This window comes from Rothia sp. BD8, from assembly GCF_044878465.1.
GTDB classification, from domain to species: Bacteria; Actinomycetota; Actinomycetes; order Actinomycetales; family Micrococcaceae; genus Rothia; species Rothia kristinae.
On sequence record NZ_JANJES010000003.1, the window covers coordinates 205,236 to 224,222 of the forward strand.

Sequence of the window (18,987 nt, forward strand, 5' to 3'; positions counted from 1 at the left end):
GGCCCGCTACCATGGCGAGCATGTCCCACCGCACCTTCGCCGACGTCGAAGCCCTGTTCACCACCCTGGGCGCCTCCCCCACCCCGGCCGTCGTCTGGTACGGCCCCGGCGGCGAGCGCACCGAGCTGTCCGGACGGGTCCTGGAGAACTGGGTGGCCAAGACCGCCAACCTGCTCGTCGAGGAGCTCGACGCCGCCCCGGGCTCGACCATCGCCCTGCGCGCCCCCGCGCACTGGCGCAGCCTCGCGATGGGACTGGCGGCCGTGCGCACCGGGCTGGTCCAGCTGCCCCGCACGGATGGCGCACGGGAAGCCGAGGCCGTTCCGGCGCAGGTGTGGGTGGGCTTCGAGGCCGAGGGGGCCCAGGCACGGACCGCCCAGACCCGGCTGCTGCTGGCGCGCGGCGCCCTGGCCGCCTCCTACGACGGGGCGAGCCCGCTGGATGCCGATGCCGTGGACTATGCCGCGGCGGTGCGCTCCTTCGCGGACTCCTATGACCCCTTCGATCCGCTGGACCCGGAGCTTCCCCTGGAACCGGGCGAGGCCGGGCTGAGCCTGGGGGCGTGGCTGGACCGGGCTCAGGAGGCCGGCCAAGGCGGCGTCGTCCTGGGGGCCGTGGCGGACCGGGAGGCCGATCCCGGGCTGCTGGCCGACTGGGCCGGGCTGCTGGCCGACGGCGGGACGCTGGTCCTGCTGGACCCGCGGCTGGGGCAGCAGCAGCGCGAGCGCGCCCTGGCCCAGGAGGGCGCGGATCACTCCGGGCGCTGAGCCGGGTCCTCCCCGCCCAGGGCTCGGCGGTCCCGGGTCCCGCGGCGCACCGCGTCCACATCCAGGCGCCCGGTGACGATGTCGGTGGCCTCGGTGACGAACCGGGCGACCTTCTCCTCGCGCGTGTACTCCTGCTCGTCCGCGCGCTGGGTGACCCCGCCGTAGACCCAGAAGCGGTAGGCGAAGTAGCGCACGATCGTGCCCAGCACCGTGCCGATGATCGTGCCGCCGATGAACGAGGCCGTCTTGGAGGTCAGCCCCAGTCCGTAGTTGGTGACGAACACGCAGGCGGTCTCCACCCCGATCCCGATCAGGTTGACCAGCGCGAACTGCCAGGCCTCCCGCCAGGTGTTCTCCTGGCGCTTGTCCCGGAACGTCCACAGGCGGTTGAGGATCCAGGAGAAGATCGTAGCGACGACGCCGGCGACGAATTTGGCCTTGGAGTGCCCGTCCGCCAGCCACGTGCTCATCAGGAACCAGGTGACGGAGGCGTTGACGATGAAGGCCAGTCCGCCGACGATCCCGAACTTCAGGACCTCTTTGAGGAACAGCTCCCACAGGCCGTGGATTTTCTCGGAGAAGGTTGACACGCGGGGCTCCACAGGGTCGGGGTCGACGGGGCGGGTCCGCGGCGGACGCGGGCGGGAGGACCACCTCGTCCCCCGCGCCCGACCCGGCGCGCACGGCGGCCGGGCGGGTACCGCGTCGCGGGTGCGGACTGCGCTGAAAGTCTACAAGCAGGCCCCGGGGCCTCCGGGCCGCGACGCCGCCCCGCCCCCGTGAGATCGGTCAACCCCGCGCACCACTCGGGAGGTTCGCGCGCGGCAGGCCAGCGGGTAGCCTGGGAGGCGTGAGCTTACCTGTGACCGCACCCGTGATCGGCGTGATCGGCGGAGGGCAGCTGGCCCGCATGATGTCCCCGGAGGCCTCCGAGCTGGGCATCGAGCTGCGCGTGCTGGCCGAATCCCCCGAATCCTGCGCCGCCGCCGTCATCCCCCACGCCCCCGTTGGGGACCACACCGACCTGCCCACCCTGCGGGAGTTCGCCTGCCGGGTGGACGTCGTGACCTTCGACCACGAGCACGTGCCCACCGAGCACCTGCGGGTCCTCGAGGAGGAGGGGGTCGCCGTGCGGCCGGGCCCGCAGGCCCTGGTGCACGCCCAGGACAAGATCCGCATGCGCGAGGCCGTGGATCGCCTGGGCCTGCCCAACCCCCGGTGGGCGGCGGTGGCCGACGCCGATCAGCTGCTCGCCTTCGGGCGGGAGGTCGGCTGGCCCGTGGTTCTGAAGACCCCGCGCGGCGGATACGACGGCAAGGGCGTGATGCTCGTGGCCGAGGACGCCGTGGGCTCCGCCCCGGTGCGCGCATGGTTCGAGGCCATCCCGCAGAAGGGCTGGAGCGGGCTGCTGGCCGAGGAGAAGGTGCCCTTCACCCGGGAGCTGTCCGCCCTGGTCGCCCGGCGCCCCAGCGGCGAGGTGCGCGCCTGGGACGTCGTCGAGTCCGTGCAGACCGACTCCGTGTGCGACGAGGTCACCGCCCCCGCCCCGGGGGTGGACCCGCAGGCCGCGGCGGCCGCCCAGCGGATCGCGCTGCGCCTGGCCGAGGAGCTCGGGGTCAGCGGCGTGATGGCCGCGGAGCTGTTCGAGGTGCCCGGGCGCGAGGGCGGGGTGCTGGTCAACGAGCTGGCCATGCGCCCGCACAACTCCGGACACTGGACCCAGGACGGGGCGGTGACCAGCCAATTCGAGCAGCACCTGCGCGCCGTGCTGGATCTGCCGCTGGGCTCCACCGCCCCGGTGGCCGGGGTCACCGTGATGAAGAACGTGCTCGGCGGGGCCAACGAGGACCTGGCCGGGGCGTGCCCCGCGGCGATGGCCGCGCATCCCGAGGCCAAGGTGCACCTGTACGGCAAGGCGGTGCGCCCGGGCCGGAAGGTCGGGCACGTCAACCTCAGTGGCCCGGCCGCCGAGCTGGCGCAGGTGCGCCGGGCGGCCCGGGAGGCGGCCGCGATCCTGCGGGACGGTCCCGCCGCCGACCCGGCCGCGACAGACCCGACCGACCGCTGAGCCCCAGCCCGCCGATAAGCCCCAGCCCGCCGATAAGCCCCAGCCCACCAGCACCACAGCACACCAGGAGCACATCATGAGCACCCCCGCCTCGCAGAACGCGCCGCTGGTCGGCGTCGTCATGGGTTCGGACTCGGACTGGCCGGTCATGGAGGCCGCCGCCGAGGCCCTCGAGGAGTTCGGCATCGCCTACGAGGCCCGGGTGGTCTCCGCCCACCGGATGCCCCAGGACATGCTGGCCTACGGCCAGGAGGCCGAGCAGCGCGGGCTGCGCGTCATCATCGCCGGGGCCGGGGGTGCCGCCCACCTGCCCGGCATGCTCGCCTCGGTCACGGCCCTGCCCGTCATCGGGGTGCCCGTGCAGCTGAAGACGCTGGAGGGGCTGGACTCCCTGCTGTCCATCGTGCAGATGCCGGCCGGGGTGCCCGTCGCCACGGTCTCGGTCAACGGGGCGCGCAACGCCGGGCTGCTGGCCGCGCGCATCCTCGGGGCCGGCCAGGATCCGGCCGCCGCCGCGGAGATCCGCGGCGATCTGCGCGAGTTCGCCCGGAATCTGCGCCAGTCCGCCCAGGACAAGGGCGCGGCCCTGACCCGCCGGCTGGAGTCCCGCCGCGGCCCGGAGGAGGAGACCGAGGCCCACCGCCCGGCACCCCGCTCCCAGGCCCCCGACGCCGACGATCCCGCCCAGCCCGGCCCCTACGCTCCGTAGGTCCCCGTTCCCGCCCACCTCGGTCGGACCCCGCGACGTCGTCGATCCGCCGGGGCGGGCGCCGACCACCGCCCGCCCTTCCCCGACCGGCAGGTACTCCCCGATGCCCCCCTCCACCCCGTCCGAGAACCCCCGCGACCCCGCCGCCGGAGCCGAACGCCCCCGCGGGACCGATGAGATCACGGGCGCGCGCCCGGAGGGGCACCGGCCGGGACCGGCGCACCGCACGGACCCTCTGCGCCACCCGGAGGCGTCCGGGGCTCTCACCCGCACCAAGCGGGCGTGGCTGCTGCTGCTGCTCACCGCCGTCCTGCCCGGCTCCGTCCAGTTGCTGATCGGCAACCGCCGCCTGGGGCGGCGCGCCCTGGGTGTGACCCTGACCGTCTGGGCCTGCCTCATCGCGGCCCTGATCCTGCTGGCGGTGCACCGGTCCTGGCTGTTCTCCCTGGTCACCGGCCGGTTCACCTCCCTGGTGCTGATCGTCGTGCTCGCGGTGCTGGCTCTCGGCTGGGCCCTGCTCTTCCTCGACGCGCTGCGCCTGATCCGGCCCGCTCTGCTGGCCCGGGGCATGCGGCCGATGGTGGCCCTGGGCTGCGCGGGCCTGATGCTGGTCACCGCCGGCACCCTCGGCTACTCCGCCTATCTCGTGGGAGTGGGCCGCGGCGCCCTGGGCAACGTGTTCTCCGGCGGCTCCGGCTTCGAGGCCGCGGACGGCCGGTACAACATCCTGCTGATGGGCGGGGACGCCGGGGCGGACCGGGTGGGGCGCCGCCCGGATTCCATGACGGTGTTCAGCATCGACGCGAAGACCGGCCAGGCCGTGACCATCTCCCTGCCGCGCAACCTGCAGAACGCCCCCTTCGCGCAGGGCTCGCCGCTGTGGCAGGTCTGGCCCGAGGGCTTCGACTGCGGGGACGAGTGCATCCTCAACGCCCTGTACCCGCAGGTCGCCCAGGAGCACGCGGACCTCTACCCGGACGCCGCGGATCCCGGGGCCGAGGCCATGAAGGACGCCGCCGAGGGCATCACGGGTCTTTCGATCCAGGGCTACGCTCTGGTGGACATGGACGGCTTCGCGGACCTGGTGGACGCGCTGGGCGGCATCGAGCTCGACGTCGGCGGCCGGGTGCCGATCGGCGGCGGGACGAACGAGATCACCGGGGAGAAGAACCCCATCGACGGGTGGATCGAGCCCGGCCGCCAGCACCTGGACGGCGTCCACGCCCTCTGGTACGCCCGCTCCCGGGAGGGGGCCAGCGACTTCGAGCGGGAGGCGCGTCAGCGCTGCGTGCAGTCGGCGATGCTCGCGCAGCTGGATCCCGCGAACGTGCTGACCAAGTTCCGCTCGATCACGGACGCCGGCCAGCAGATCGTGGAGACGGACATCCCGGAGGCCCAGCTCGGGGAGTTCGCGGACCTGGGGCTGAAGGCCAAGGACCACGAGCTGATCCAGTATGGGGCCGGCCCGCCGTACTGGGATGACATGTTCCCCACCTACCCGGACTACGACGCCTTCCGCGCCGGGGTCGCCCAGGTCATCGAGGGGTCGGCGGAGGGGAAGACCCCTACCCCGGCCGCCGACGACGCCCAGGCCGCGGGCCCGGCCGGGGTGGTCTCCGCGGTGCGCCCCGCCGCCCTGCTGGCCACCCTGTCCCTGCTGCCCGGCGCCGGCTCTGTCCAGGCCCAGGACGGCCCCGCGGTGAGCACCGTCGCCGAGCTGGGCCCCAACGGCACCTGCTCGGTGCCCTGAGCCTGACCCGTCCGCCAGCTGCCCCGACCCCACCCAACCACGCCCCGCCGGTGCCCTGCCGGCCACGTCCTACAGTGGAGACCATGACGAATTTCCTGCAATCCGATGCCTGGGCCCGGTTCCAGTCCGACCTCGGCCACGAGGTGCTGCGCGGGGCCGGGGAGGGATACTCCTACCTGGCCACCGTGGAGGGCGGGCGCGCGGGGCGCTACCTGTACTGCCCCTACGGCCCGGAGGCGGACTCCCCCGAGGCGCTGACCCGCGCCCTGGCCGAGCTGAAGGAGCTGGCCCGGGCCCACCGCTGCCTGTTTGTGCGCGTCGAGCCCAGCGACCCCCGCTCCTTCGCCGAGGGCACGGACCCGGAGGCGGACCTGCGAGCCCGCGGCCTGCGCTTCTCCCCCCGCCAGATCCAGCCGTCCCACACCTGGATGGTGGATCTGACCCAGGACGAGGACGCGCTGCTGAAGGGCATGAACGCGACCAACCGGAACCTGCACCGGAACATCCACAAGAAGGGCGTGAGCTTCCGCGCCTCGCGGGACCCCGAGGAGATCGGGATCCTGCTGCGCTACCTGAACCAGACCGCCGAGCGGGTGGGGTTCAACCGGCAGAAGGATGACTACCTCACCCAGGCGGCCCGCTCGCTGATGCCCCAGGGCGACGCCGCGCTGTACGTGGCCGAGCTGCACGGAGAGCCCATCGGCGCGGCCTTCGTCTACGACTCCGCGGACACCCGCACCTACGCCCACGCGAGCATGGATTATGCCCACCGGCGCCTGTCCGCGAACAACCCCCTGGTCACCCGGATGATGCTGGATGCCAAGGAGGCCGGGCTGCGGCGCTTCGATATGTTCGGCATCGCCCCGGAGGGCCAGCCGGATCACGAGTGGGCCGGGTTCACCAAGTTCAAGAAGTCCTACGGCGGCTACCCGGTGACCTACCCGGGCACCTGGGACCTGCCGGTCTCGACCGCCGCCTACGCCGCGTTCCGCTCGGTCTACGCCGCCAAGGAGGCCGCCAAGGAGAAGGGCCTGCCCGCGGCCCGCCGCCTGGCGGGAACCGCCGAACAGAAGGTCCGCGGACTGGTGGGGCGCCTGCGCCGCTGAACCCGCGGCACCCCGCCCGACGTCGGCCCGGGCCGGGCGGCGTCGGGCGGATCGGGACCGGGCGCTCAGTCCAGTCGGCCCAGCTCCACCAGGCGGGCGAACTCCGGCTCGGTCTCGCGCAGCTGCGCCATGGTTCCGCGCGAGCGCAGGCGCCCGCGGGAGAAGAACAGGATCTCGTCCGCGTTGCGCACCGTGGAGAGCCGGTGGGCGATCACGATCACGGTGATCTTCCCGTGCAGGGCCTCGATGGTGCGGGTGATCTCGTGCTCGGTCTCGTTGTCCAGGGCGGAGGTCGCCTCGTCCAGGATGAGCACCTCGGGCTGGGAGTACAGCGCCCGGGCGATGCCAACCCGCTGGGTCTGCCCGCCGGACAGGCGCGCCCCGGCGTCGCCCACGAGGGTGTCCAGCCCGTCCGGCAGCTGCGCCACCAGCTCCTCCAGGCGCACCTGGCGCAGGACCCGGGCCAGCAGCTCCTGGTCCACCTGATCCTCCGGCTGCCCGAAGGTGATCAGGTCCCGCAGGGGCACATCCCACAGGAAGACCTTCTGGGAGACCATCGCGACCCGGCGGCGCCATGCCCGGGGATGCGCGGAGATATCCACCCCGCCGACCGTGACGCTGCCGCTGGTGGGGACGTAGAGCCCGGCCAGCAGGTCCGCGAACGTGGTCTTGCCGGCCCCGGAGGAGCCGACGAGTGCGACCGTGCGGCCCACCGGGATGCTCACGTCCACCCCGGTGAGCACGTCCCGGTCGGCGTCGGCGTACCGGAAGCCCAGGTCCCGCACCTCCAGGGAGGCCCGGGGGATCTGCACCGGCTGCTCCGCATGGGAGGGATCGGCGTCGGCCTCGGCCTGCAGGCCCCGCACCTCGGCGGCGACGGTGCGCAGGGAGGGCTGCCCCGACCGGACGCCGTTGAGTGTGCCGACCACCCGGTTCAGAGCCGGCACGATGCGCATGGCCGCGGCCGCGAAGGCCGCCAGCAGGCCGAAGGCCGTCATCTGGTCCGTGGTCGCGAACAGCACCAGCGCGATGACGAGGATGCCGAAGATCATCACGACCTCCAGCAGGTACCGCGGCAGCTCCGCGAAGAACTGCTGGGGCTGGGCGTAGTGGGCGTTGTCCGAGCGGTTGCGGCGGAACCCGTCCGCGAACAGCCCCTCCCGCCCGAAGATCCGGGTCTCCCGGAAGCCCTCGATGGCCGGGGAGAGCAGGGCGAAGCCGTCCTTGCTCAGCTCGAACAGCCGGTGCGCGTAGCGCAGGGCGAAGGGCCGGACCACCCGGGCCAGCAGCAGCGCGGCCCCGCCGAACAGCACCAGGGCGGCGATGAACCCGACCGGGGAGAGCACCAGCAGGGTGCCCATGAGCAGGACGATGGTCGCCGCGTCCACCAGGATCGAGATGTAGCCCAGCAGGACGCTGTTGAACGCCTGGGGCACGCCGGTGTTGATGTTGTTCAGGATCGCGGCCTTGGAGCGGTGCCGGTGGGCCTCATACGTGGCCTGCAGGTACCGGTCCAGCATCTCGGCCTGCACCGAGGAGGACGCCCGCTGCACCACGCCGATGGACCACCAGCGGATCCCGATCAGCGCGGCGTTCTTGACGAGGAAGGCCAGCCCGACCAGCAGCGCGAGGATCAGCAGCAGCCGGTGCCGATCCTCGGTGCCCACCAGGGGCGCCAGGTGCTCCTGGACCACCGGGGGGACCTCCCCGTGGGCGGTGAGCATCTGGGTCAGCGGCACCATCGTCGCCACCGCGAGGATGTCCAGCAGGGAGGAGGCGAAGGCCACCAGGACCATGCCGAGGATGCGCGGGCGCATCCGCCACGGGATCAGCGCGAAGAGCGTGCGCAGATCGCGCACGTCCGCGCGCACGGCGGATTCCTGGGCCTCGGCAGCGTTCACGGGCTCCCCCATCCCCACCGCGCCCCACGGTGGTCATCGACGACGTCGGTCTCCGACAGCGCCGCCCGTCGGGCATCCGCGGGAGCCGTGGCGGCGCGCCGTCAGGGAATCCTACCCCGACGCCGCGCCCGTCCCCGGATCAGCCGCGGGCGTACCGCTCCCACTTGGCCGCCTGGTGCTCGGCTTCGACCATGCGCACGGTCCCGGACTTGGAGCGCATGACGATGGACTGGGAGGTGATGGTGGGCCCGGAGTAGCGGACCCCGCGCAGCAGATCCCCGTCGGTGATCCCGGTGGCGGCGAAGAAGCAGTTGTCACTGGTCACCAGCTCATCCGTGGTCATCACGGCCTCCAGGTCCAGCCCGGCGTCGATGGCCTTCTGCTTCTCGTCATCGTCGGTGGGGGCCAGGCGCCCCTGGATGATCCCGCCGGTGGCCTTGATCGCGCACGCGGCCACGATCCCCTCGGGGGTGCCGCCGGTGCCCAGCATCACATCCACCCCGGTGTTCTCGCGGCAGGCGGCGATCGCCCCGGCCACATCCCCGTCCAGGATCATGCGGGTGCGGGCGCCGGTGGCCCGCACCTCCTCGACCAGCTGGGCGTGGCGCGGGCGATCCAGGATGCACACGGTGAGCTGGTTGACCTTCTTCCCCTTGGCCTTGGCCACCAGGTGCAGGTTCTGCTTGATCGGCAGGCGCAGGTCCACCATGTCGGCCGCGTCCGGGCCGGTCACGAGCTTCTCCATGTAGAACACGGCGGAGGGGTCGAACATCGACCCGCCGTCGGCCACCGCGATCACCGCGAGCGCGTTGTTCATGCCCAGGGCGGTCAGGCGGGTGCCGTCGATGGGGTCCACGGCCACGTCCAGGGCCGGGCCGTCGCCGTCGCCCAGGGACTCGCCGTTGTACAGCATGGGGGCCTCGTCCTTCTCCCCCTCGCCGATGACGACGGTGCCGTTGAAGCTGACGGTGGAGAGCATGCTGCGCATCGCATCCACCGCGGCCCCGTCCGCGGAGTTCTTATCCCCCGCCCCGACCCAGTGCCCGCCGGCGATGGCTGCGGCTTCAGTCACCCGCACCAGCTCCAGGGCCAGGTTGCGGTCGGCTTGGTTGTTGTTCTCATCCTGTACTGCAGACACGGTGCTGTTTCCTCGTCCTTGAGTTCGGCGCCCGCGAGCGGGCCCCTCTGGCTGTGCTCTCCAGCATAGTGGGCACCGCCTGCCCCGCCGGGCACGCGCCCCGGCCGGACGGGGCGCCCGCGGGTGGGGCACAATGGGGGACGTGGAGGAGAACGAGCAGGCCCGGGACCGGAGCGAGCGGGATGAGCCGGTGGTCCCGCAGATCACCGAGAAGCAGGCGCGGCGGCTGAACACCCCGGTCGGGGCGATGGTGATCTCCGTGATCGCCCTGCTGGGCATCACCCTGCCGTTCGTGTGGCTGCAGCCGCGCCCGGACAACCAGACCTACCGCCCCCAGGTGGACCTGGTGCAGACCGCCCAGCAGGCCCGCACCGATGCCGGCTTCGACGTCTTGGCCCCCGAGCTGCCCGCGGACTGGCACGCGAACTTCGCCCGCTGGCACCCCGCCGATGACCAGGAGGTGCCGTACTGGGAGTTCGGGGCGGTCACTGCCTCCGGCGGCTTCCTGACGCTCGCCCAGACCGACCGCGCCGATCCCACCTGGACGGCCGAGCGGATCGACCGGGCCCCGCAGACCGGGACCATGGATGTCGAGGGCATCCAGTGGCGCCGCCACTCCAGCACGGACCGCAAGACCGGGGAGACCACCGTCTCAGCGGTCGGGCGGCTGGCGGGGACCACGGTGGTGGTCACCGGGGACTCCCGGGATGAGGAGCTGAAGGATCTGCTCTCCCGCCTGGCCCGCGCGGCGGACGGCGCGGGGGCTGCGGCGTCGGCCAGCGCCTCCGCCGCCCCCTGACCCCTCACCGACCGACCCCGTTCCACACACCCCATCGACCCCCGCGCGGATCCCGCGCGGCCCATCGCAGACGACCCACGAGAACAGATCCGAGGACCCATGAGCACCAGCACCCGTCCCACCCCCGCCGAAGCCTTGCAGCGTCTGCGCGCGGGCAACGCCCGCTTCGTCGCCGGCGCCTCCGAGCACCCCAACCAGGACGCCGCGCGCCGGGAGTCCCTGACCGACGGGCAACACCCCTTCGCCGTGATCTTCGGGTGCTCGGACTCCCGGCTGGCCGCGGAGATCATCTTCGACCTCGGGCTGGGCGACACCTTCGTGGTGCGCACGGCCGGGCAGGTCGTGGGCAACGCCGCACTGGGCTCCCTGGAGTACTCGGTGACGGATCTGGACGTGCCGCTGATCGTGGTCCTGGGCCACGACTCCTGCGGCGCGGTCACCGCCGCCTCCGGCTCCTACGACTCCGGGCAGATGCCCGGCGGCTTCGTGCGGGACCTGGTCGAGGAGATCCTGCCCGCCGTGGTGGAGACCCACCGCGAGGCCCAGGGCGAGACCCCCACCATCAACGACATGGTGCGCACCAACACCCGGCAGACGGCCCAGCGGGTGCTGGACCAGTCCAAGATCATCGACGCCGCGGTGCGCGAGGGTCGCACCGCCGTCGTCGGGGTGTTCTACAACCTGCGCGACGGCCGGGCCGAGCTGGTGTGGTCCTCCCAGGAGCTGGCCGAGGACTGATCCGGTCCGGGCCCGTCGAAGGTGGGCCGGACCACGTCATGGACCGGGTCGCGGCATAGGATGGTGCGTATGAGCGACACCACCGAATACCGCATCGAGCACGACACGATGGGCGAGGTCCAGGTCCCCAAGGACGCCCTGTACCGGGCCCAGACCCAGCGCGCCGTGCAGAACTTCCCGATCTCCGGCTCCACGCTGGAATCCGCCCACATCGCGGCCCTGGCCCTGGTCAAGAAGGCCGCCGCCCAGGCCAACGAGGAGCTGGGAGTCCTGGACGCGGACCGGGCCCGGGCCATCCGCGACGCCGCTGACGCCGTCGCCGCCCACACCTACGACGAGCACTTCCCGATCGACGTGTTCCAGACCGGCTCCGGGACCTCCTCGAACATGAACGCCAACGAGGTGCTGGCGACCCTGGCCACCCGGGCCCTGGAGGATCAGGGCATCGAGGTGCACCCCAACGACCACGTCAACGCCTCCCAGTCCTCCAACGACGTCTTCCCCACCTCCGTGCACGTGGCCGTGACCGGCGCGCTGATCAAGGACCTCATCCCGGCCCTGGACACCCTGGCCTCCTCCTTGGAGGCGAAGGCCGAGCAGTTCGCGGACGTGGTGAAGTCCGGGCGCACCCACCTGATGGACGCCACCCCCGTGACCCTGGGGCAGGAGTTCTCCGGCTACGCCGCCCAGGTCCGCTACGGCATCGAGCGCATCGAAGCCTCGCTGCCGCGGGTGGCCGAGGTCCCCCTGGGCGGGACGGCCGTGGGCACCGGGATCAACACCCCGGACGGCTTCTCCGCCCGCGTCATCGAGCTGCTGGCGGAGGAGACCGGTCTGCCCCTGACCGAGGCCCGCAACCACTTCGAGGCCCAGGCCAACCGGGACGGGCTGATCGAGGCCTCCGGGCAGCTGCGGAACATCGCATACTCGCTGATGAAGATCTGCAACGACATCCGCTGGATGGGCTCCGGGCCGAACACGGGCCTGGGCGAGCTGCACATCCCGGACCTGCAGCCGGGCTCCTCGATCATGCCGGGCAAGGTCAACCCGGTGATCTGCGAGGCCGTGATCCAGGTGGCCGCCCAAGTCATCGGCAATGACACCACGATCGCCCTGTCCTCCACCAACGGCGCCTTCGAGCTCAACGTCGGCATCCCCGTGATGGCCAAGAACCTGCTGGAGTCCATCCGGCTGCTGGCCAACTCCTCCCGGGTCATGACGGAGAAGATGGTGGACGGGCTGGAGGCCAACGAGGAGCGGGCCCGCTTCCTGGCCGAGGCCTCCCCGTCCACCGTGACCCCGATGAACAAACTCATCGGCTACGAGGCGGCCGCGAAGATCGCCAAGCACGCCGTGGCCCACAAGACCACCGTGCGCGAGGCCGTGGAGCAGCTGGGCTACGTCGAGCGCGGCGAGGTCACCGAGCAGCAGCTGGACGAGGCCCTGGACGTGACCCGGATGCTGGGCCGGCGCTAGCCGTCCCGCCCGCCGCGTCCCACCCACGCCCCGGCGTCGCGTGCGCGTTCCCCGCGCCGATCGACGCCGGGGCGTGCGCCCACCCGAGGAGGCGGCCGCGACATCGCTCACAAGGGGGTATGGCCTCTTCCACCGGGAGGGGCGTTCTGGAATATTGGTTCGATGCAGCGGTGTTGTCATAGACGGCATCACCGGGCTGCGTGGGTGCCCCTGTGCCTGCAGGAGGCCACCCATCCCCGTGAGAAGCGAGAAGAGAGATCGAGGCATCGTGAAGCTTGCAGAACAGATCGTGAACCAGCTGGTCGAGGCCGGCGTTCACCGCATCTACGGGATCGTCGGAGACTCCCTGAACCCCATCGTCGACGCCGTGCGCGCCACCGGCGGCTCCAAGAAGGGCGGGATCGACTGGGTGCATGTGCGCCACGAGGAGGCCGCCGCCTTCGCCGCAAGCGCGGACGCCCAGCTGACCGGGGAGCTCGCCGTGTGCGCCGGTTCCTGTGGCCCGGGCAATATGCACCTGATCAACGGCCTGTACGACGCCAACCGCTCCCAGGCCCCGGTGCTTGCGATCGCCTCGCACATCCCGAGCAAGCAGATCGGGCAGGGGTACTTCCAGGAGACCCGCCCGCAGCAGATCTTCGAGGAGTGCTCCGTCTACAACGAGATGGTGCTCTCCCCCGAGCAGTCCCCGCGCGTGGTCGCCTCGGCGATCCGCCACGCCGTCGGCGACTCCGGGGTGGCCGTGGTGACCATCCCGGGCGACATCGCCGATGAGGACACCGCCACCGAGGCCCCGGTGCTGGGGACCCTGCGCCGGGCCCCGAAGGTCCCGCACCAGGAGACCATCCAGGAGCTGGCCTCCCACATCAACCGCGCCAAGAAGGTCGCGCTGTTCGTCGGCGCCGGCATCGAGGGCGCCCACGACGAGGTCGTCTCCCTCGCGGAGAAGGCCGCCGCCCCGGTCGGGCACTCCCTGCGCGGCAAGGACTTCATCCAGTACGACAACCCCTTCGACGTCGGCATGACCGGCCTGCTGGGCTACGGTGCGGCCGCCGAGGGCATCCACGACGCCGACCTGATGATCATGATCGGCACGGACTTCCCGTACGACCAGTTCCTGCCGGAGACCACGACCATCCAGATCGACACCGATCCCTCGGTCATGGGTCGGCGCACGGACGTGGACCTGCAGATCGAGGGCTCCGCCCTGGAGACCCTGCGGGCCCTGCTGCCGCTGGTGGAGTACAAGAAGGACCGCAAGTGGCTGGATCGCGTGCTGAAGAAGCACGACCAGATCATGAACAAGGCCGTCGGCGCGTACACCCGCAACGTGGAGAAGCACCAGCCGATCCACCCCGAGTACGCCGCTTCCGTGCTGGATGAGGTCGCCGCCGAGGACGCCGTGTTCACCGCGGACACCGGCATGTGCAACGTGTGGTCGGCCCGCTACATCCGCCCCAACGGCAAGCGCCGGCTGATCGGGTCCTACCTGCACGGGTCCATGGCCAACGCGATGCCGCAGTCCATCGGGGCGCAGTTTGCCTACCCGGGCCGCCAGGTCATCTCGCTGTCCGGCGACGGCGGGCTGTCCATGCTGCTGGGCGATCTCATCACCATCGCCACCTACCGCCTGCCCACCAACGTCGTGGTGTTCAACAACTCCACGCTGGGCATGGTCAAGCTGGAGATGCTGGTGGACGGCCTGGCCGACTTCGGCGTGGACGTGCCGGACACCAACTACGCGGACATCGCCAAGGCGATGGGCTTCCACGCCATCCGCGTGACGGACCCGAAGAAGCTGAAGAAGGCCTACCAGGAGGCGCTGTCCTTCGACGGCCCGGCCCTGGTGGAGGTCATCACCGATCCGATGTCCCTGTCCGTGCCGCCGAAGATCTCCTCGGACCAGATCTTCGGCTTCGCGACCGCGATGTCCAAGATCGTGCTCAACCGCGGCGCGGGCGAGGCCGTGTCCATGGCCCGCTCCAACCTGCGCAACGTGCAGGCCGTGCGCCAGTGGTAGCACCGGCGCCGTCGGGTCGCTGAGGCTGACGGAAAGGGCCCCATCCCGCGATCGCGCGGGGTGGGGCCCTTTCCGTGTCTTCGGGCTCAGGCCCGGCGACGGTGCCGCAGCGTCAGCGCACCGGCGCCCAGGGCGAGCAGGAGCGCACCGACCGCCAGGTACCCGCCGGTGCGGGCCCCGGTGGCCGCCAGGCCGCCGCCGGAGCCGTCGTTGCCGGAGCCGGCATCGCTGGGTCCACCGGTGCCGCCGTTCTCGGGGCTGTTGCCGCCGCCGGTCCCGACGGCTCCGGCCCGATCGGAGCGGTCGGCCGAGTCATCGGGGCCGGGCTGCCCGGTTCCCGCGCCGCCCACTTCCTGAGCACCCTCCGGATCCTCGGCGTCGGCGTCCTCGTCACCGCCGGGCGCCGGCACGGTCGGGTCGGCGGGGTCCGACGTCGGCTCCGCGGTGGGCTCGGCCATCGGCTCGGCGGTGGGCTCGACGGTCGGTTCGCTGGTGGGCTCGGCCATCGGCTCGGCGGTGGGCTCGACGGTCGGTTCGCTGGTGGGCTCCGCGGTCGGCTCCGCGGTGGGGTCAGCGGTCGGCTCGGCCGTCGGCTCGCTGGTCGGCTCCGGCGTCGGCTCGGCGGCCTTCTGCTCGGCGTCGAAGCTCACCGACAGCGGCAGTGGGGTCTTCTTGGCGTCCCCACCGGACCCGGAGGCATACCACCGGGGCCGCATATCCGGGTGCAGCGCGTCGATGAACTCCCCCGGGAAGGACCCGGAGAACACCCGGTCGCCCTCGCGGTACTCGCGGCCCGCGAAGTCCGGGGTCCCGGTGACCGTCACCCGCTGGCCCTCCCGGCTGAGCTCCACGTGATCGAAGGTGGCCATGGTGACCCGGTGGTACCCGCCGCTGTTCTCGTCGTTGAGCATCCAGCTCAGCTCCACGCTCAGTCGCGCCGAGCCGTCCGCCTCCACATCCAGGCGGGGATTCCCGAAGCTGGTGATCACCCCCGGGGCCATGATCGCGTAGTGCCGGATGCGCACCCCGCCGTCCCAGGCCACCGAGGCCCGTCCGCTGCGCCCGTCGTACCAGCCGCGGCCCTCACCGAAGACGTACTGCTGCCCCTCGCGGGTGACCGGGCCCAGCGGTTCGGGGGTCCAGGACCGCATGTAGTCGTTCACCGCCCAGGACAGGCTCGGGTGGGAGACCTCCACCGCATCGGCGGGACGCTGCAGGGGGTCCGCCGTCGCCGGACCATCCCAGGGCTCGCCGCCCGGCCCCGGCTCCTGCGGGTCCGGCGCCTCGTCCTGCCCCGGTGCCACGCTCAGCGGCGTGACCTCGGGGATGTCCCCGGACCGGTCCAGGATGGACACCCGGCCGGTGCGCTCGTGGGAGACGTAGACCTCGGTGCCGTCCGCCCCGGTCTCCACGTCCGTCACGTCCGAGGTGAAGAAGCCCGCGGGACCGGTGATCCCCGCCGCGTGCAGATCGAGGGAGGAGGCCACGGTCCAGGTCTGCGGGGAGATCACCGAGACGGTGTTGGCCCGGCCGTGACCGGCCACGACCTCGTGGGTGCGGGGGTTCACCGTCAGGGAGGTGGACTCCCCCACCACGGAGATGGGAGCCCCCAGGTGCTTGCCGGTGGAGGTCTGCACCACCGCGACCTTGCTGCCGCTGGTGCCGATGTACAGGTTGCCCAGCTGGGGATCGATCGCCAGCGATCGCGGATTCGCTCCCAGGACGGTGTCCTCGAACCGGTACTCGGCCACCGGGACCCGCACGGTGCGCACCCACTGGTGGGTCACGGTGGAGTACGCGGTGACCACACCCTCATTGGCGTTGGCCAGCCACACCAGCCGGTGCTGGGCGTCGTAGACCGCATCCCGGACGAAGGGCCGTTCGTGCCGGCTCACCTCGGTGCGCTCCATGACCTCCCCGGTGCCGGGGATGACCCGCTGCAGGCCGAAGTTGTCGAACACGTACAGGTCGCCGCTGTCCGAGTCCAGCACGATGCCGTTCGAGGAGGTGACCACGCCCTCGATCTCCCGCTCGACGGCCCCGCTGCGGGCATCGAGCACCGTGATGGAGCCGTCGGAGGCGTTGAGCACGTACAGCCGAGACCCGTCGGCGCTGGAGACGACGTCGCTGGGCCGCGGCTGGGTGACCTGATGCCGCTGCTGGGTCTGCGGGTTCGCCAGGTCGATCCGGGCGATGTGCCCGACGGGCGCGTCGGCGTCCTGCCCGGGCAGGATGGAGTCCTGCTGCACGGGCACGGACAGTTGCTGGCGCGCGGCGCCACGTCCAGGTCCCGGGGGCGTCCGCCGGTGGTGATGGTGGTCTCCGGTGAGAGGCTGACCCCCTCGCTCGCCTGGGCGGGGGCCACCAGGACGGTTCCGGTCAGGGTCAGGGTCGACAGGGTCGCGATCGCGGACAGCGCGGGTCCTCGGCGCATCGATCCTCCTTGAAGATGCTTTCGTCCGCAGCACCCGGTGCGGCGCAATGACACAGTGAGGCCGACCTGCGGGTCGGCTCAGGTGCCCGTAAAGATTACCTGATCTTCATCTGAGTACGCCCTTAGTCTTTAGCGCTACGAAGGGTCCGACGCCGCCTCGGATCCGCGGCCGCTCGGGGATCCCGAGTCCCCGGCTCCCCCGTTCTGCGCTTCCCTGCTCTGTGCGCCGCCGACCGCGAAGTCGGTGCGCCCGGAGAACCCCAGCGCCGCGGCGATGCGCCGGTGCATCCGCTCGGACATGGAGGGAAGATCATCCAGCGGGAACCAGCGGACCGCGGTGGACTCCTCGTCGTTGACCCGGGCCCGCCCGCCGACCCAGCGGCATCGGAAGGTCAGATCCAGGAACTGCGCCCGGTCCCCGTTGGGAAAGACCAGCGGCGGATTGCTCAGCACCGAGGCCAGCCCCTCCACCGCGATCCGCACTCCGGTCTCCTCCTCGGCCTCCCGCACGGCGGTGTCCGCCGGCTGCTCCCCCGGATCCACGATCCCGGTGATCGGGGTCCACGCCCCGTTGTCCGCGCGCCGGCACAGCAGGATCCGCTCCCGGTCATCCAGGATCACCGCGGTGACCCCGGTCATCCACAGCAGGTCGTGGCCGATCTTCTCGCGGATGCTCAGCACGAACTCAGGGGTGGGCATGGGTTTCTCCTTCTCGATGCGTCGGTGGGATCACGGGAGTCACAGCAGGCGGGCGGGCAGGGCCAGCCAGGCCGCAGCCGTGCCGAGCAGCATCCAGGGGCCGAAGGCCACGTGGGAGTCCGCATCCGCCCGGCGCAGCAGGATCAGCCCCGCGGCCCAGAGCCCGGCCAGCAGGAAGCTCAGCAGCAGTCCGACCAGGGCGTGCGGCACGGAGACCAGCCCGAGGCTCCAGCCCAGCAGCGGGGCCAGGCGGACATCACCCAAACCCATCGCCGCCGGGGAGGCCAGGCGCACCGCGCCGTAGAAGATCCCGGTGCCCGCCGCGCCCAGCAGCCCGCCGAGCAGGCTTCCCGGTCCCTCGCCGAGCGCGAAGGCGGCACCCAGCAGGATGCCCAGCACCGGGTAGGCCGGCAGCACCCAGGCCCGCGGCAGCCGGTGCTCGCGGGCGTCGATCACGGTGAGCACCGCGGCCAGCACCAGGAAGGCCAGCGCCCCGGCCGCCCCCAGCGCGACGGCGCCGTATCGGCCGGCCGCCGCCCAGTCCCCGAGCATCCGCACCATGGTCTGCTCCCCTTCCCGCCCGGTGTCTCAGGAGCCGAAGCGCCGCTGCCGCCCGGCGTAGTCGCGCAGGGCCCGCAGGAAGTCCACCTTCCGGAAATCCGGCCACAGCGCCTCGCAGAAGTAGAACTCGGAGTACGCGGACTGCCACATCATGAACCCGGACAGCCGCTGCTCCCCCGAGGTGCGGATCACCAGATCCGGGTCCGGCTGGCCCCGGGTGTAGAGGTAGTTCTCGATGTCCTCGGCCCCCAGGGTCTCGGCGAGCTCGGCGATCTCGCGTCCCTCCCGGGCGGCGTCGCGCAGCAGCTCCCGGACCGCGTCCACGATCTCCTGCCGTCCGCCGTAGCCCACGGCGATGTTCACGTGCAGCCCCTCCACCTCGGCGGTGCTCACCGTGGCCCGCTCCAGGGTCGCGGCCAGACCCTCCGGCAGCAGCTCGAGGGCGCCGACCGGCTGCAGCCGGGCCACCCGGGAATCGGCCAGGCCCGTGAGCAGCTCCTCGATGATCCCCAGCAGGTCCGTCAGCTCCTCGGCCGGCCGGCTGAGGTTCTCGGTGGAGAGCATGTACAGGGTCACGACGTCGATCCCCAGCTCCCGGCACCAGCCCAGGAACTCCTGGATCCGCTCCGCCCCGGCCTGGTGTCCGTGCCGGGTGGTCTGGCCCATCAGGGCGGCCCAGCGACGGTTGCCGTCCACCATGACCCCCACGTGCTTCGGCAGGCGCTCCGCCGGAATCCCGGCGACCAGGTTCCGCTCGTACACGCTGTACAGCGGCTTGCGCAGCTTCATCTCGGTCCTTCTCCTGCGCGCCCCTCGGCTCT

The 18,987-nt window shown here is 72.0% G+C and carries 16 protein-coding genes; 9 read left to right on the forward strand and 7 right to left on the reverse strand.

Going from position 1 to position 18,987, the window contains the following annotated elements; all coding sequences use genetic code 11:
• Window positions 1–20: 20 nt before the first annotated feature.
• Window positions 21–767, forward strand: a complete 747-nt coding sequence (locus NQ707_RS03915) for a TIGR03089 family protein (protein ID WP_055684322.1) — start codon at window positions 21–23, stop codon at window positions 765–767.
• On the opposite strand, the gene NQ707_RS03920 is transcribed toward NQ707_RS03915, so the two are convergent.
• Window positions 752–1,357: a GtrA family protein gene (locus NQ707_RS03920; protein ID WP_224799927.1), complete on the reverse strand. Its 606-nt coding sequence runs from the start codon at window positions 1,355–1,357 to the stop codon at window positions 752–754. The two genes, NQ707_RS03915 and NQ707_RS03920, sit on opposite strands and share 16 nt — an antisense overlap.
• 260 nt (window positions 1,358–1,617) lie before the next feature.
• On the opposite strand from NQ707_RS03920, the gene NQ707_RS03925 reads away from it, so the two are divergent.
• From NQ707_RS03925 to NQ707_RS03940, 4 genes are all read left to right on the forward strand, one after another.
• On the forward strand, window positions 1,618–2,835 hold the full coding sequence (locus NQ707_RS03925; RefSeq protein WP_404434885.1) for a 5-(carboxyamino)imidazole ribonucleotide synthase: 1,218 nt from the start codon (window positions 1,618–1,620) through the stop codon (window positions 2,833–2,835).
• Between the two features lie 76 nt (window positions 2,836–2,911).
• Window positions 2,912–3,544 (forward strand): 5-(carboxyamino)imidazole ribonucleotide mutase, encoded by a 633-nt coding sequence (purE, locus tag NQ707_RS03930; protein WP_055684319.1) that lies wholly within the window; start codon window positions 2,912–2,914, stop codon window positions 3,542–3,544.
• Between the two features lie 103 nt (window positions 3,545–3,647).
• Window positions 3,648–5,294 carry an LCP family protein gene (locus NQ707_RS03935; protein WP_404434887.1) on the forward strand — a complete coding sequence of 549 codons (1,647 nt, stop codon included), beginning with the start codon at window positions 3,648–3,650 and terminating at the stop codon, window positions 5,292–5,294.
• Between the two features lie 83 nt (window positions 5,295–5,377).
• Window positions 5,378–6,400, forward strand: a complete 1,023-nt coding sequence (locus NQ707_RS03940; protein ID WP_129357838.1) for a peptidoglycan bridge formation glycyltransferase FemA/FemB family protein — start codon at window positions 5,378–5,380, stop codon at window positions 6,398–6,400.
• A 65-nt stretch (window positions 6,401–6,465) separates the two neighbouring features.
• Here NQ707_RS03940 and NQ707_RS03945 read toward each other — a convergent pair whose 3' ends face one another.
• On the reverse strand, window positions 6,466–8,301 hold the full coding sequence (locus NQ707_RS03945; protein ID WP_404434891.1) for an ABC transporter ATP-binding protein: 1,836 nt from the start codon (window positions 8,299–8,301) through the stop codon (window positions 6,466–6,468).
• Window positions 8,302–8,440: 139 nt separating this feature from the next.
• Window positions 8,441–9,439: a class II fructose-bisphosphatase gene (glpX, locus tag NQ707_RS03950; protein ID WP_055684316.1), complete on the reverse strand. Its 999-nt coding sequence runs from the start codon at window positions 9,437–9,439 to the stop codon at window positions 8,441–8,443.
• Between the two features lie 142 nt (window positions 9,440–9,581).
• Here glpX and NQ707_RS03955 point away from each other — a divergent pair, with 142 nt between their 5' ends.
• From NQ707_RS03955 to NQ707_RS03970, 4 genes are all read left to right on the forward strand, one after another.
• Window positions 9,582–10,238 (forward strand): DUF4245 domain-containing protein, encoded by a 657-nt coding sequence (locus NQ707_RS03955; RefSeq protein ID WP_165601616.1) that lies wholly within the window; start codon window positions 9,582–9,584, stop codon window positions 10,236–10,238.
• Between the two features lie 99 nt (window positions 10,239–10,337).
• On the forward strand, window positions 10,338–10,976 hold the full coding sequence (locus NQ707_RS03960) for a carbonic anhydrase (RefSeq protein WP_075514534.1): 639 nt from the start codon (window positions 10,338–10,340) through the stop codon (window positions 10,974–10,976).
• Between the two features lie 69 nt (window positions 10,977–11,045).
• The gene (locus NQ707_RS03965; RefSeq protein WP_404434897.1) at window positions 11,046–12,452 is read left to right on the forward strand and encodes a class II fumarate hydratase; all 1,407 of its coding nucleotides are present in this window, start codon (window positions 11,046–11,048) and stop codon (window positions 12,450–12,452) included.
• A 268-nt stretch (window positions 12,453–12,720) separates the two neighbouring features.
• Window positions 12,721–14,472 (forward strand): pyruvate dehydrogenase, encoded by a 1,752-nt coding sequence (locus tag NQ707_RS03970; protein WP_075514535.1) that lies wholly within the window; start codon window positions 12,721–12,723, stop codon window positions 14,470–14,472.
• Window positions 14,473–14,558: 86 nt separating this feature from the next.
• Here NQ707_RS03970 and NQ707_RS03975 read toward each other — a convergent pair whose 3' ends face one another.
• The 4 genes from NQ707_RS03975 to NQ707_RS03990 all read right to left on the reverse strand — a co-directional run bounded on the left by NQ707_RS03975 (window position 14,559) and on the right by NQ707_RS03990 (window position 18,955).
• The gene (locus NQ707_RS03975; RefSeq protein ID WP_404434902.1) at window positions 14,559–16,727 is read right to left on the reverse strand and encodes a PT domain-containing protein; all 2,169 of its coding nucleotides are present in this window, start codon (window positions 16,725–16,727) and stop codon (window positions 14,559–14,561) included.
• Window positions 16,728–17,041: 314 nt separating this feature from the next.
• Entirely contained in the window at window positions 17,042–17,605 is a 564-nt protein-coding gene (locus tag NQ707_RS03980) for an NUDIX domain-containing protein (protein WP_081046137.1), read from the reverse strand.
• Between the two features lie 39 nt (window positions 17,606–17,644).
• The gene (locus tag NQ707_RS03985; protein WP_055684310.1) at window positions 17,645–18,166 is read right to left on the reverse strand and encodes a prepilin peptidase; all 522 of its coding nucleotides are present in this window, start codon (window positions 18,164–18,166) and stop codon (window positions 17,645–17,647) included.
• A gap of 27 nt (window positions 18,167–18,193) precedes the next feature.
• Entirely contained in the window at window positions 18,194–18,955 is a 762-nt protein-coding gene (locus NQ707_RS03990) for an isoprenyl transferase (protein WP_058730212.1), read from the reverse strand.
• Window positions 18,956–18,987 lie beyond the last annotated feature (32 nt).

Excerpts from the sequence above, each read along its gene's own strand:
- NQ707_RS03915 (WP_055684322.1), top strand. The coding sequence starts at position 21 with ATGTCCCACCGCACCTTCGCCGACGTCGAAGCCCTGTTCACCACCCTG.
- purE (WP_055684319.1), top strand. The coding sequence starts at position 2,912 with ATGAGCACCCCCGCCTCGCAGAACGCGCCGCTGGTCGGCGTCGTCATG.
- NQ707_RS03935 (WP_404434887.1), top strand. The coding sequence starts at position 3,648 with ATGCCCCCCTCCACCCCGTCCGAGAACCCCCGCGACCCCGCCGCCGGA.
- NQ707_RS03940 (WP_129357838.1), top strand. The coding sequence starts at position 5,378 with ATGACGAATTTCCTGCAATCCGATGCCTGGGCCCGGTTCCAGTCCGAC.
- NQ707_RS03960 (WP_075514534.1), top strand. The coding sequence starts at position 10,338 with ATGAGCACCAGCACCCGTCCCACCCCCGCCGAAGCCTTGCAGCGTCTG.
- NQ707_RS03965 (WP_404434897.1), top strand. The coding sequence starts at position 11,046 with ATGAGCGACACCACCGAATACCGCATCGAGCACGACACGATGGGCGAG.
- NQ707_RS03980 (WP_081046137.1), bottom strand. The coding sequence starts at position 17,605 with ATGCCCACCCCTGAGTTCGTGCTGAGCATCCGCGAGAAGATCGGCCAC.
- NQ707_RS03985 (WP_055684310.1), bottom strand. The coding sequence starts at position 18,166 with ATGGTGCGGATGCTCGGGGACTGGGCGGCGGCCGGCCGATACGGCGCC.
- NQ707_RS03990 (WP_058730212.1), bottom strand. The coding sequence starts at position 18,955 with ATGAAGCTGCGCAAGCCGCTGTACAGCGTGTACGAGCGGAACCTGGTC.